We start from the raw sequence: 14,052 nt of genomic DNA on the forward strand, positions 1-14,052 counted from the left end.
CCTACTTAACATTCGTTTTTGACTGTCTAATCGATTTTAGAATGTAGTAGGTAATTGGAATAAAAATAAGTCCTATTGTTAAGGGCAAGAACCAAACGCCTAAGCCTTCAGCCGTTCCGTTAATATTCTGTAATGTTCTAAACACAATCAGTCCAAATATTATAACCAACGTTAACTTCAATACACGGATTAACCGGGTGGCCATTGTGTAGTTTTTCAAGGCATTTTCTTCTGTTACTGCCTCAGTAGGATAGTTGAAAACATGAGGAAATTTGTTCAAAATCGTCATTCCAACGTATAGTACTGATGCAATAATTGGTAATGTTAGAATGCTCCATTTGCTACCAAACCCATCTGCTTTTCCAGCCGCATTAAAGTGAATGGGTATTGTGTCAGGTAAATTCTGAAAATTCAGAAATACTAAAACCCAAATCCCTATCAATGACAGCCAACCCAAAAGCTCCATGCCTATATCAACTCCTGATAACTTAAGCGCTAATATTGGGCGACCATTTTCACTCATTTTTTCAGATTGGTTTGATGCTTTGACGCTGTTGAGTTTTGATTCAATGAATTGACATTTAGCATTTGCAGATAACAGTCGTTGCCACGTAGAAAAGTTTCAAGCCAAGCATAGGCTACATTGCCTACATCTCCATTTCCTGTGCTTGGGAACAGCGGAGTAGAGTGATTACCCTCAGTAATTTCAAAGAGCATTTTTGTGGTCGTTGTTGGGGTGTAGTCATAGTGTACATTCGAATGCTTTGCTGGCGGGGCCGTTGGGTCAACCTGACCACTGATAATTAGCACTGGTGCAGCGTGCTCCAGGTCTGATTGCACAAGCGTTTGAGGGTATAACCACGGAGCAATGGCAATAACAGCTTTTACTCTTTTGTCGAGTGCTGCAGCCAATTGTGCACCACCACCACCCATGGACCAGCCACCAACAGCTATATTTTCAGTGTCTAGTTTTTGGAATAATGGTGAATCCCTTCTTTTGTTTTCTTGACGTATCGTTTCCATGCCATCCACCAGTCCTTTGGCCCTTAATGCAGGACTGTCGGTTAAAACGTTTGTACCAATCGTCATGGTGACATAGCCACGCTCGGCAAGGTATCTTGCCCAGAAACTCACAGATTTTTGTGTGGCTTTGTAGCCTGGTACGAGGACGATACTCTTTAAATTGGATTCCCCATTGGTAGGAAAGTATAACGTAGCACCATCATAATCAGGGCCGTCTCTAAGGCCATCAGCTTCATATAAAGAATCCATAGCCAATGGAGTGAATTCGGATACACTTTGAACCGTAACCGACTCACATTGCGCGTAGGAGTAATGTGATATGGTAAATATCAACAATGCTATTATTAATCTTGCTTTCATGTTAGTGCTGTTTATTCAAAGTTTGATTAGCTGTGTTGAAGATAAAAATACTTTTCAGTATTTCACTTCAGTAATAATACTAAGTCACAGGGCAGTAACCTTTTTTATACAAAGGGTAAATTACTTTGAAAAGACAACTATTCACCGTCATTCTGATGAACCTGAAGTGTAACGAAAGTGAAGAAAGAATTCGTCTGCTTGTAGGAATTACAAGAATCAGAATACAAATACCCACTAACACGCACGCCTGAATACCGATGGGGATGTATTGAAACAAGGCTGAATAGCATTGATTTTTGTGAAATAACTTGAATCAATCCATTATGAGTAAAATCATCCATTCCAAAATATCCCTAATCGCTGCATTGTGCATTTTGTTGTTCTTGAGTGCTTGTGGAAATGATGACGAACCCAACCCCGATAAGCCAGATTCAGGAGGGGCCAGCCCACTGATAAGTACCATAATGGAACCCACAGAGCTGTTTAAGGCTACGAAATTGGTAGTAAGCGAAAATGGTCAATATATAGCGGCCAGTCTAGACACCCGAATAGACGGTAGCAATGCCAATTATAAATTCTATTTCTCAAAAGATGCAGGGGTGACTTTCACTGAGCTGTCTGGTATTAGTGATTTTACTGCGGTGAGTAATAATGGCATTTTGCTATCGGGTAAAATTTTAAAAAACCTAAATGACAATAGCACACAAACAGTACCTACAATATACAATTCTGCAGGGCCTGTGATGGACGCGAATGGTGTAGCCTATTACCTTAACGGCACACTCTATAAATTTGAAAATGGCCAGTCGACAAATTTAGGAATAGCGGTGAATGCCTTGCCTGGTGAAATGATTTATAGCAATGGAAAAATCGGGTTCTTAAGTATGTACTATCGCACTTTGGCTGAGTATGATATCGCTACCAACAATTTAACTTCTAGAGTATGGCCTGCTTTTGATGCAAGAAGATTGAGAGGTGTCAGCGCCAACAATAATAATAACGCAAAGCTATCCTATAATCAAGGCTACTTTGGATATGCCAGTGGGGGAGCTGCCGTGGTTGTAAACCCAAATGATCAACTTGCTTATTATGATTATCCTTCAACTTACGATTATCAAGATAATCCGATAGCCGTGGCTGTAGAAGACGGGAAAATGTATGTCGATTTGTATGAAAATCCCTTAAGAACTGGCAAATACGATACTGTGTTAAAGACAACTTTTGAAGCCAGCGGATCAACGCTCACTGAAACTGATATCGCTTTTCCAAGAACAGCCAAGGTAAACGGAACCGTTTACTATACTGGCTTTATTGAAGGTGGTAAATATCGTGATTATGGCCTTGTAAAATCAACTGCTTCGGGCCAGGAATACGTTGCTACAAACATAAATTTTGATAATAATTACTCTAATACCGGATTTGTGATGGAGGTGGGCGAGCAGCTCTATTTCAGAAATAAAAAGTATGACATGACATCAAAGACGTATCAAAATTCGGAATTCAAAAACGTACTATATGGATATGCTGAAGCACAGAAAACAGTGGCGTATACAGGTGAGGGTACTTTTTCAACAACCAATAATGGAAGCTCATGGAAACTGGAAAACGAAAATGGCATCGCGCCAAATTTTGTTGTTAAGAATAGCAAGGGTGGCTATTACGCTCTCACCTATAAAGAATATTATTATGTTCCTTCGGGGACTGGGTTCCAGTATTCTAAATTTGACATGGCAGTATATTCATCTACCGATGCTTATAACTGGCAGTTGATTTCAGAACATAAGAACGTTGACGGATTTGCACCAAAGGCCATTAGCCCAGAAGGGCGCTTGGTTTATTTAGAAAATAGAAATCCATTAGGAAATCCAGATTTTGCCAGTTTTATAAGCACAGATGAAGGTGCAACCTTCAAATACTTGAAAAATGAAGTAGCAGGCGCAGTTAGTTATGTAGGGACATATCCATCTTACCATAAAATGGCTTCTGGCCGACATGTGGCATTTACATACCAAAACCCAAACTTTATTGCCATCAGTTGTACTGGGCTTACCGATGGTTGCACCCAGCAACAGGTAACAGCGGCAGAGGTACCGAGTGAATTGTCTAAGGTGTTTTATAATACCAATGATGAAGCCTTTGTTGGTGGTAAAACTGTGTATAAAATCACGGGTTTGTAATTGGCATTTGTATAGCAAAGACCTATAAGGTTTTAAAACCTTATAGGTCTGAACGCTAGCATTCTTCTATGAGTCTGAAACCACCTTTTCTACACGTTCACTGGTATCTAGTTTAGAAAGCGTTAAACGCACGATACTGTCTTGCAGGGCAGTTAAATCATGGGGAATATTAGCATCTAGGGTGATGATATCTCCTTTTTTTAATGGATGTACATTGCCTTGTACACCGAAATCTATTTGGCCATCTATAATATGCACGATGATGGGAAAAGGAGCTTTATGCTCTTTCATCATTTGCCCTTGTTTTAAGAGAATTCTAATTTCTTTGGAAAAGGAAGTTTCCAAAAGGACTTTAGTCACGATCTTCTTTTCGTTAAAGTCTAGGTTTTCATTAAAGGACTCAATTTTCATATCGGGTTGGGTTTTTGGTGGTAGGGGATTTATGCCTTATCGTTATCAAGGCCAACAAGGGCTTCACTCGCTTTAGTTCCTTCGCTTCTCCATCCCCTAAAGCTTCAGAGAACGCGATGCCACTCAGGATGAAAAGGTGTTTGCAAATAACAGGCTTCTTTGGTGTAGTGGAATTGATTACTTCTAATATTGAAGCCATTCGATGTAAAACTGTCTATTTTCTTTCCTTGAGGCACGAAAGGTCTAGGATTAAAGGTGGAGAATGAAATTCAGTGGGCTGTTGGTGAAGAACACCAACAGGGGCGAGAATTATATTTGTTGTTGTGTGTTCGTCCTTCTGGTTCTCATTATTAGTTTCAAGTCTGTATATAGGTAGAATGAAGCTATCGCAATTGCCCCCATTCCTGTAAATGGTGTTCCCCAATCATCAGCATCGTAAATCATATAGAATCCAAAACCAATAAGAAAGAGACATAATGGATAAGCAAACAGACGGAATAGCACCTTCTTTAAAGTACACTCATTTTCTTGCATCTCAATCACCTCTTGAACTGGAATGCCATTTTTAGCATCATTAAGGTGCTTTAGAAATGTTTCAACATTTCTCTTATTCCAACCAAAGGAAACAACAGAACTCGTTTTCTCAGGGTCACAAATGCTATTGAGTAGAAGTCGGTCATGGTCTTTAATTATCGTAATCATTTCACCCCAACTTCCTGTCCAATTCCAATGTCGATATGCTCGTAAAATATTTTCATTGTTCAAGTCAATTCGCCAATGGTATTCATTGGTTGTTCTTTCTACTGCTTCTTTAAATTCTTGATCAGTAAACTCAATTTTCACTTCTTTAAATCTCAGTTGCCTTTTTCGTGTAAAATAGAGAGCGATAGCAATAATTACCCAAGGCCAAGAAGTTGAGATGAGTTCACTGGCTGTTCTTACTCCATCATAAGAGTTGGTGACATAGATTTCAAACAAGTGAAAAAGGGTAAGTAATGGAATAACTAGAATGAAAATCACAACGAAATAATGGTCAAACAACCGCCATCGACTTAGCTTCAGTCGACTTGTTTGTTTCATTATGTCAATCCATTCTGTATTCATTGATCTATTTCGACTTTGGCTTATTCTATTGTCACTTTACAAGAAAGTCAGTCCGATTCTTCTGTTCAATCCTTGTTCAAAAATCCGGATTAGAGTAGAGAGCTGGATGTTTCCTTTTCCATTCTCAATTTTAGAAATATAGCTCTTCTTTGTCCCTGACCTTTCAGCAAGCTGTTCTTGTGTCAGGTTAGCCTCTTTTCGCGCAGACTTGAGCATTTCACTCACAATAAACATTTGAGCACCTTCTTCGTATTTATTTCGGCTCTCTGCCCCGATTTTCCCGTGCTCCAGTTCAACAAGCTCGTCAAAATTCTTTATGTCCTTATAATTTTTCATCACCGTTATTTTTTCCTTTTTGATAGAATTCAATGAAATGATGTTCGTGAAATTTTATGGTCCTAACCATTACGTAAAGTTATCCTGTGAGATAACATTTTCCTAATATTGTCACGATTTCATTTGTCCACGAGATTGCTTCACTCAGGCTGATGTGCTCAGTTAGCAAAAGCATATGACGAAGCAATCTGTCTGTTCTTGGCTGCTGCTATTTTGAACGGACAGATTCCCACGGTCGCCTGAAAAAGGCATCCCTCGGAATGACGGCCATGTTTTCGTTTTCCATACATAGTATGATGCACTATGGAAGAAATGGAGGGGGAGTTAATAAAAAGACCTGACAGGTCTGAAATGCTTTTACTTCTTCTTGGCTTTGGCCTTCGCTGGTTTTTTCTTTGGAGCGGCCTTTTCTATTTCAGCTTTGGCTTGTTCTAGCGTCATTTCAGAGACGTCAACGGTTTTAGCAAGCTCAATCTTTGTCTTTCCTTTGATGATGTTGTGTCGTCCCCAGCGGGCTTTCTCCACCCTGATGCCAGCATCTTCCCAGTTATGAATGACTTTATCAATCTCCTTCTGAATTTTATCTTCAATCAGTTCAACAATGTCCTTGTCAGATAAATTGTCCCAATCGTACTTCTTATTGACATTGATAAACATGTCGTTCCATTTGATAAATGGCCCAAAACGCCCTTTACCTTTCTGAACAGGCAATTCCTTATAAACATAAATAGGGGCGTCCGCATTCTGCTTCTCTTTGATATATGAGATCGCCTGATCCAATTCAACCTCTAAAGGATCAACACCTTTTGGCAATGAAATAAAACTGTCTTCAAACTTAATATAAGGGCCAAATCTACCAATGGCAGCGATGACCTCTTTGTCTTCATATAAGCCTACTGTGCGTGGAAGCTTGAAAAGATCAAGCGCTTCTTCCATCGTAATGCTTTCAATAAACTGGCCTTTTCTAAGACTGGCATATCTTGGCTTTTCGGCTTCCTCATTATCAGGATCGGCCTCACCAATTTGCGCCATTGGCCCAAATTTACCCATGCGCACAAGGAGTGTTTTTCCGCTTTCAGGGTCAATGCCCAATTCACGAGAAGAATTAATTTCTGATCTATCAAGTTGCTCTGTGTTTTCTACTTTCTGATGGAAATCTCCGTAGAAATCAGCAATCATTTTTGGCCATTCTTGCTTGCCTTGTGCAATTTGGTCAAACTGCTCTTCCACCCGGGCGGTAAAAGAAAAGTCAATCACATTCGGGAAATGCTCTACCAAAAAGTCATTCACAATCATGGCGATATTGGTAGGGAAGAGTTTGTTTTTTTCAACTCCAGTATTCTCCGTTTTGGTTTTGGTTTTGATGCTATCATTCGCTAAAATCAGCTCCTGATAATTTCTTTCCATTCCCTCACGGTTCTCTTTAATTACATATTCTCTTTTCTGAATGGTAGAAATGGTAGGGGCGTAAGTAGATGGTCTACCAATCCCCATTTCTTCCAATTGCTTCACCAAACTGGCTTCCGTAAACCTGGCAGCATGTCGTGAAAAGCCTTCTTTGGCCATCATGTGGTTCAGTTCCAAAGTTTGCCCCACAGTTAATGGAGGCAACATGCCTTTGGCTTCGTTTGTGCCATCTTCATCGTCTGTCGATTCGATGTATACTTTTAAGAAACCTTCAAATTTGATCACTTCACCATAAGCAGAAAGGGTTTCCTTTCGGGTTGAAATGGAAATTGAAGCGGTAGTTTTTTCCAATTGGGCATCGGCCATTTGCGAAGCAATAGCACGTTTCCAAATCAAGTCGTAAAGCTTTTGTTCGTCATAATTTGCACCAGCGGTATGCGTAGCGAAATTCGTTGGACGAATCGCTTCGTGGGCCTCTTGTGCCGATTGCGACTTGGTTTTGAACTTTCTGGTTTCCACAAACTCTTTTCCGTATGCAGAAGAGATTTCTCCCACAGCACTTTTTATAGCATCATCAGAAAGGTTCAATGAATCCGTTCTCATGTATGAGATCTTACCTACCTCATATAGTTTCTGCGCCAAGGACATGGTACGTGACACCGAATAGCCCAATTTCCTACTGGCTTCTTGCTGAAGGGTAGAAGTGGTGAATGGGGGCGCTGGAGAACGCTTGGCTGGCTTTTTCTGTAAGTCTAGAATCGAATAATTGGCACCTACACAGCCTTTTAAGAATTCGTGGGCGTCTCCTTCGGTATTAAATTTTGAAGGAAGCTCAGCTTTCAATTCAACACCATCGCCAAGGTTGAAAATGGCGGTAATTTTATAAGAAGAAATAGGGGTGAACTGATCTATTTCGCGTTCTCTGTCTACCACCATGCGCACCGCAACCGATTGCACACGACCAGCAGAAAGGCCACGTTTAATTTTTTTCCAAAGTACTGGCGACAACTCAAATCCTACTAGTCGGTCAAGGATTCTACGGGCTTGTTGCGCATCTACTAAGTCAATGTCAATCGTACGCGGATTATTGATGGCGTTTTGAATGGCATTTTTTGTAATCTCACGAAAAACGATTCGTTTCGTGTTATCGTCATTAAGTTTTAGGGCCTCTTTTAAGTGCCAGCTAATGGCTTCTCCTTCGCGGTCATCATCACTCGCTAGATAGATCATCTCCGATTCTTTGACGAATTTTTTCAAGGTTCTTATCACCTCTTTTTTATCGGCTGTTACCTCGTAAGTTGGCTTAAAACCATTGGCTATGTCTATGGCCTTGTTGCCTTTAGGTAAGTCACGTATATGTCCATAACTTGATACAACTTTGTAATCTTTTCCCAGAAAACCTTCGATGGTTTTGGCCTTGGCTGGAGACTCTACAATGACGAGATTTTTAGACATAAGTTGGTAAATTTTTAATTTTGACCGCGCCAAAGATGGGCATAAAAGTTTCAAAAAAACAAATGAAAGAGTTTTTACCCCCTATGTATTTATATGAAGCAGGTAAAAAACACGTTGTAGCAACTGTAACTAAGGAGGAGGGAGAATGGTTAAGAATCTTTTATTGATAAGACATGCAGATGCGCAAATGCCGCAAAAAAACGAGCGTGATTTCGGAAGAAAACTGAGTGAGAAAGGGAAGAGTGAATCAGCTTTGTTGGGGGAGTACTTGAAAAAGCTTCCTTTTAAAATAGACACTATATATACTAGCCCTTCGGTGCGCACTTTACAAACCTGTGCCGAAATCATACAGCAGTTGGAGGTTGCGCCAAGGATTATATCGTCCGAAGAGTACTATGAAGCCACGCGTAATGTAATGATGGCAGCGGTCAACCGTGTTGACGATATCTTTGAAAATGTGGCGATTGTGGCGCACAACCCATCCATTAGCAATTTGTATGAATACCTCACTGGTGATTCGCAAGGTGGTTTTGTAACAGGTGCCTGTGCTTGGCTTCAGGTAACTGCTGAACAATGGGAAGAAGTATCGGGAGGCACTGCCGAAACCAAGGATTATTACTACCCCGGAATGAGCTCCAAGTAAGTTTTTTTATTTTGTTTTAGTCCGTTTAAAATGAAGACCTCATATTTGCAGAAAAAAAATATAGAATGGCTTCATTGGGTAGACACATCATTGTCGAGTATTACAACTGTTCATCAGAACTTTTAAACGATGTAGTTCACATCGAAAAAAGTATGGAAGGCGCTGCGGAAGATTCAGGCGCAACCATCATCAATTCCACCTTCCATCATTTCTCGCCTTATGGCGTTTCGGGCGTTGTGGTAATTCAGGAAAGCCATTTGGCTATTCATACCTGGCCAGAATACGGTTATGCTTCAGTAGATATTTTTACTTGTGGCGACACCGTAAATCCTTGGGTGGCTTATCAAATCCTTAAAGAGAAATTCCAAGCGGGACATGGTTCGGCAATGGAGTTATTAAGAGGTGAGAAGGCGCTTCTGAAAGAAAGAGATTTCGATGTACAGGCCATGCGTGACGAAAAAAGCAGCGAAGAGGGCGAACCAATCCGTACCAGAGATGTATGGTTTACAGAACGTGACGATAAAATAGCGCTTTCTTTAAAGCATGACGGAAAGCTTTACGATGTACAGTCTGATTTTCAAAAAGTAGAAGTATATAAAACACAGGCTTACGGTAACCTACTTACTTTGGATGGTATGGTAATGACCAGCGAAAAAGATGAGTATGTGTACCACGAAATGATTACGCACATTCCTACGTTGACACACCCTAAGCCGAAAAGAGCTTTGGTGATTGGTGGTGGAGATGGCGGTACTGCCCGCGAATTGTTGCGCCACGATTGCTACGATGAAGTAGTGATGGTAGAAATTGACGACAAAGTAATTGAGGCTTGTAAAGAGCATTTACCGGGCATCGCTTCGGCTTTCGGTAATCCAAAATTGAACCTGATTGTAGATGACGGTATCAAATACGTGAAAGAAGCAGCCAATGGCTCTTTCGATATTGTGATTGTAGACTCTACCGATCCAGTAGGGCCAGCAGAAGGTTTGTTTACGGTTGAATTCTACAAAGAAGTGTACCGTATTTTGAGCGATGATGGGATCATGGTCACGCAAAGTGAATCACCTCGATTCAACAGCAAAGTATTCAGAGAAATTTACCAAGTATACCGTTCTATTTTCGGACAAGATCAAGTGCATTGCTACTTGGCGTATATCCCGACTTACCCAACGGGCATGTGGTCATTCTCTTATTCTTCTAAAGGAAAAGCACATCCATTAAATGGTTTTAATGCTGAAGAGAGCAAGGATTTTGCTAAAAAGCATGGTTTGAAATATTATAATGAAGGCATTCACCAAGCTGCCTTTGCATTGCCTAATTTTGTGGCTGACATGATCAGTTAATGTATGGCCGATATAGATAATTTTAATCCCAATGATGTAGGGCTGAGAGGCACCCTTTTCGGCTTGCCTTTTGATACCGATTCCGCCAAAGTAGTGGTGATTCCAGTGCCTTGGGATGTTACCGTGTCTTATGGTGCAGGCACTGCCGATGGGCCAGAAGCTATTTTAGAAGCTTCTTCTCAAATCGACTTTAGTCAGTTGGACATTGCAGAACCTTGGAAACTGGGTGTGGCCATGGCTGATATTCCAGAGGTTTGGTACTCGTTAGGAAGTGAATTGCGCGAAAAATCTGAAGAATATATTGCTTGGTTGGAAGAGGGCAGCGATGAAGAAGAGCGCGAAGAAATGGAAGCTATTCTGGCTGAAATCAACAAGGAAACGCATCAGCTGATGGAATATGTAAAGCAACAGTCGGAATATTGGCTGTCGCAGGGGAAAACCACCATTTTAGTCGGTGGCGACCACAGTACTCCATTGGGCCATTTTCAAGCTTGCGCAAAACACTATGGCGACTTCGGTTTGCTTCAAATTGATGCCCATGCCGATTTACGTGAGGCCTATGAGGGTTTTGAGTTTTCGCATGCCAGTATCATGACGAATGCCCTTAAAATAAAGGAGATAACCAAGTTGGTGCAGGTGGGGATTCGTGATTTCTGTGATGAAGAACAGCAGCTTATTGCCAATTCTAATGGGCGAGTGGTCACTTTCTTCGATCAGCAGTTAAAGCACGATCAGTACGCAGGAAAAACCTGGGCTACGCAGTGCGAAGAGATCATCAAAGAACTTCCGCAGCAAGTGTATATTTCATTTGACATCGATGGCCTTGACCCAAAACTTTGTCCGAATACAGGTACTCCTGTACCAGGAGGTTTTGATTTGGAGCAGGTCATGTATTTAATCAAGCAGGTAGTCAAATCAGGACGTACAATCATTGGTTGCGACCTGAATGAGGTTTCGCCTAGCGAAGACGAATGGGATGCTAACGTGGGCGCCAGAGCGCTTTATCGAATGATCAACCTGATGGCTGCCAGTAAAGGAATGCTGCAATTGAATTAATTATACGACATACAGTTCTTGGTTTAAGAATTTAGAATCCCTTACTTCAATAAGTTTGGGGTTTTTTTATGTCTTGAAATGAAAAGGAGTCATTCAATATATGCCCTAGAGTTTTTGTTAAGAAACTAAAGATCAATTACCTTATCCGATATTCCCTGATCACCGATTTACTGATCCCTCTTAACCAATAACTAATTACCCAATAACCAAACACACCCCATGACCGAATTATTCGCCACCAATAAATTAAAAGCCCTTTACCCTAAAGTAAAGCAGTTTATAAAGGAAGAATTGTACCCTTCGGAACTCTATTTTTTGAAAGACCCTTGGGACGAAGTGAACCATATTTTGAAAGCCAAGCGAGAAAAGGCGAAGGAATTAGGCATTTGGGCACCTTATCTTTCTGAAGAAGAAGGCGGAGCGGGTTTAACGCTGACTGAATTTGGACAGCTATCGGAGTTATTGGGGACTACGCCATTAGGCCATTATGTGCTCAACTGCCAAGCCCCAGACATTGGAAATATTGAACTGTTGCATCAGTTTGCTTCAGCTGAACTGAAAGAAAAATACTTAGCGCCTTTAATGAAAGGCGAAATCAGAAGCTGCTTTTCCATGACCGAGCCAGACTTTGCAGGTTCGAACCCTGTGAATATGGGTACTACGGCTGTTTTGGAGGGAGATGAATTCGTCATCAACGGACATAAATGGTTTACCACAGCGGCAGACGGGGCTGAATTTGCCATCGTCATGGCAGTGACCAATCCCGATGCGGAACCACATAAAAGGGCCAGTATGATTGTAGTGCCTACCGATACCCCAGGATTTGAGCTCACCCGAAATATCCCCATTATGGGCGATGTGGGAGAAGGCTATTTGAGTCATGCCGAAATTCACTATGTGGATTGTCGTGTACCGAAAAGTAATTTGATTGGCGAAATGGGCAGTGGCTTTATGTTGGCGCAGCAACGTTTAGGTCCAGGCCGAATTCACCATTGCATGCGCTGGATTGGTATCTGCGAGCGAGCCTTTGATATGATGTGCAGTAGGGCGGCTTCAAGAGAACTAAGGGACGGTAGAATGTTAGGCCACCAACAAACCATTCAGAACTGGATTGCTGAGAGTAGGGCTGAGATTAATGCTTCAAGGTATATGGTACTTCATGCTGCGCAAAAGATTGATAATGAAGGGTCTAAAGCAGCACGTTTAGAAATTTCTACGATCAAATTTTATGTGGCCGATGTACTGATGAAAGTGCTGGATCGTGCCATTCAGGTGCATGGCGCCCTCGGCATTACCGATGATACTTTACTTTCGTTTTGGTTCCGCCATGAACGTGGTGCAAGAATTTACGATGGCCCAGACGAAGTTCATAAAGCGAGTTTAGCCAAAGCGATTTTGAAAGGGTATGGGATGTGAGGAAGCAGGAAGTTGGAAGACGGAAGTAAGAAGTAACCGTCATACTGAGGTAGAGCCTTTTGGGGCGAAACCTTAAGTATCCGTCTGTTCTATGCTTTTATAGTAAAGAGCCAACAGATTCTTTCTTCCTCGTACCTCGTCATCAGAATGACGGTTTATTTAGCGTTTTCTTGAGCTTTCACCATTGACCAATGACCAATACACTCTTCCCTAATAACCAATAACTATTAAACCAACCAATGATTGATAAGGCAAAAGACATCAGGAAAGGAGAGGAGTTAGACCTCACTAAGCTGACAGATTATTTGGGTGACCATTTAGCAGGCTTTTCTGGAGCGTTAGAAGTCTCTCAATTTCCAAGTGGTTTTTCAAACCTTACCTATTTAATCAAAACGGGCGAAAAGGAATATGTATTGAGGCGTCCGCCCTTTGGAGCGAATATCAAAGGAGGACATGATATGCACAGGGAGTTTCGGGTACTTTCGGCCCTCAAACCTGTGTATTCCAAAGTCCCTAAGCCTGTATTGTTTTGCGACAACCATTCGGTGATGGGAGCCGATTTCTACCTTATGGAGCGTGTGAAAGGCGTGATTCTACGCAGTCAACCCCCGAAAGACATTGAGCTCAAACCTACGTTAATGCGGTCCATTTCTGAAGCCTGTATCGATAACTTGGCAGATCTTCATACCATGGATTTGAATGTTGCTGGTTTGGCCGATTTCGGTAAACCTGAAGGCTATACCCAACGACAGGTAGAAGGCTGGGTTGGGCGTTATTACAAATCCGAAACGGATAAGCTGCCTCATATGGATGTGGTGGCCGAATGGCTTCAAAAACACATTCCTGAGCAAAAATATGTCAGCTTTATTCACAATGACTATAAGTACGATAACCTCGTATTGAACCCAGAAAAGCTGAATGAAATTATTGCGGTATTGGATTGGGAAATGTCCACTGTGGGCAATCCTTTGATGGATTTAGGTACTTCATTGGCCTATTGGGCACAAGCGGATGATTCTGAGGCGCTAAAGCCTTTCAGCCTTACATGGTTACCGGGCAATTATACGCGTAATGAATTGGTGGAGCGCTATGCAGAAAAAACAGGCTTCGACCTAAAAGATCAAGTGTTTTACTATGTTTTTGGGGCTTTTAAAATCGGGGTGATTATTCAGCAGATTTACGCCCGCTATAAAAAAGGACTGACACAAGATCCTCGTTTTGCTAATTTGATTTATGCCGTTAAAGCTTGTGGTGCCAATGCGGTAAAGGCTTTGGAAAAGGATAGGATATGAGTTTTTACAATATCTAAATGAATGAGGGT

Annotated in this window: 13 protein-coding genes; 6 read left to right on the forward strand and 7 right to left on the reverse strand. The window is 41.4% G+C overall.

Going from position 1 to position 14,052, the window contains the following annotated elements; genetic code table 11:
• Position 1: 1 nt before the first annotated feature.
• Both VOI17_RS03995 and VOI17_RS04000 read right to left on the reverse strand, forming a co-directional pair.
• Positions 2 to 523 (reverse strand): DUF1648 domain-containing protein, encoded by a 522-nt coding sequence (locus tag VOI17_RS03995; RefSeq protein ID WP_323755949.1) that lies wholly within the window; start codon positions 521 to 523, stop codon positions 2 to 4.
• Positions 520 to 1,383: an acetylxylan esterase gene (locus tag VOI17_RS04000; protein ID WP_323755950.1), complete on the reverse strand. Its 864-nt coding sequence runs from the start codon at positions 1,381 to 1,383 to the stop codon at positions 520 to 522. Before VOI17_RS04000 ends, VOI17_RS03995 begins: the two co-directional genes overlap by 4 nt.
• 323 nt (positions 1,384 to 1,706) lie before the next feature.
• Here VOI17_RS04000 and VOI17_RS04005 point away from each other — a divergent pair, with 323 nt between their 5' ends.
• Positions 1,707 to 3,560 carry a hypothetical protein gene (locus VOI17_RS04005; protein ID WP_323755951.1) on the forward strand — a complete coding sequence of 618 codons (1,854 nt, stop codon included), beginning with the start codon at positions 1,707 to 1,709 and terminating at the stop codon, positions 3,558 to 3,560.
• Between the two features lie 66 nt (positions 3,561 to 3,626).
• Here the strand turns inward: VOI17_RS04005 and VOI17_RS04010 are convergent, their stop codons facing one another.
• From VOI17_RS04010 to topA, 5 genes are all read right to left on the reverse strand, one after another.
• Positions 3,627 to 3,971 (reverse strand): cupin domain-containing protein, encoded by a 345-nt coding sequence (locus tag VOI17_RS04010; RefSeq protein ID WP_323755952.1) that lies wholly within the window; start codon positions 3,969 to 3,971, stop codon positions 3,627 to 3,629.
• Complete coding sequence (locus tag VOI17_RS04015; RefSeq protein ID WP_323755953.1) at positions 3,961 to 4,170, reverse strand: hypothetical protein; 210 nt, start codon at positions 4,168 to 4,170, stop codon at positions 3,961 to 3,963. Before VOI17_RS04015 ends, VOI17_RS04010 begins: the two co-directional genes overlap by 11 nt.
• A gap of 110 nt (positions 4,171 to 4,280) precedes the next feature.
• Positions 4,281 to 5,051: a hypothetical protein gene (locus VOI17_RS04020; protein ID WP_323755954.1), complete on the reverse strand. Its 771-nt coding sequence runs from the start codon at positions 5,049 to 5,051 to the stop codon at positions 4,281 to 4,283.
• A gap of 60 nt (positions 5,052 to 5,111) precedes the next feature.
• Entirely contained in the window at positions 5,112 to 5,411 is a 300-nt protein-coding gene (locus VOI17_RS04025; RefSeq protein WP_323755955.1) for a helix-turn-helix transcriptional regulator, read from the reverse strand.
• A 357-nt stretch (positions 5,412 to 5,768) separates the two neighbouring features.
• Positions 5,769 to 8,273: a type I DNA topoisomerase gene (gene topA, locus VOI17_RS04030; RefSeq protein WP_323755956.1), complete on the reverse strand. Its 2,505-nt coding sequence runs from the start codon at positions 8,271 to 8,273 to the stop codon at positions 5,769 to 5,771.
• A 145-nt stretch (positions 8,274 to 8,418) separates the two neighbouring features.
• Between topA and VOI17_RS04035 the strand changes: the two genes are divergently transcribed.
• The 5 genes from VOI17_RS04035 to VOI17_RS04055 all read left to right on the forward strand — a co-directional run bounded on the left by VOI17_RS04035 (position 8,419) and on the right by VOI17_RS04055 (position 14,023).
• Positions 8,419 to 8,916, forward strand: coding sequence for a SixA phosphatase family protein (locus VOI17_RS04035; protein WP_323755957.1), 498 nt, complete (start codon positions 8,419 to 8,421; stop codon positions 8,914 to 8,916).
• A 65-nt stretch (positions 8,917 to 8,981) separates the two neighbouring features.
• Positions 8,982 to 10,259, forward strand: a complete 1,278-nt coding sequence (gene speE / locus VOI17_RS04040) for a polyamine aminopropyltransferase (protein WP_323755958.1) — start codon at positions 8,982 to 8,984, stop codon at positions 10,257 to 10,259.
• A gap of 3 nt (positions 10,260 to 10,262) precedes the next feature.
• A complete protein-coding gene (locus VOI17_RS04045) occupies positions 10,263 to 11,315 on the forward strand; it encodes an agmatinase family protein (RefSeq protein WP_323755959.1) in 1,053 nt (350 codons plus the stop codon).
• A gap of 219 nt (positions 11,316 to 11,534) precedes the next feature.
• Entirely contained in the window at positions 11,535 to 12,731 is a 1,197-nt protein-coding gene (locus VOI17_RS04050) for an acyl-CoA dehydrogenase family protein (protein ID WP_323755960.1), read from the forward strand.
• A gap of 239 nt (positions 12,732 to 12,970) precedes the next feature.
• Positions 12,971 to 14,023 carry a phosphotransferase family protein gene (locus tag VOI17_RS04055; protein WP_323755961.1) on the forward strand — a complete coding sequence of 351 codons (1,053 nt, stop codon included), beginning with the start codon at positions 12,971 to 12,973 and terminating at the stop codon, positions 14,021 to 14,023.
• Positions 14,024 to 14,052 lie beyond the last annotated feature (29 nt).

Origin of the sequence: Roseivirga sp., assembly GCF_034669765.1 — a bacterium.
Classification (GTDB): domain Bacteria; phylum Bacteroidota; class Bacteroidia; order Cytophagales; family Cyclobacteriaceae; genus Roseivirga.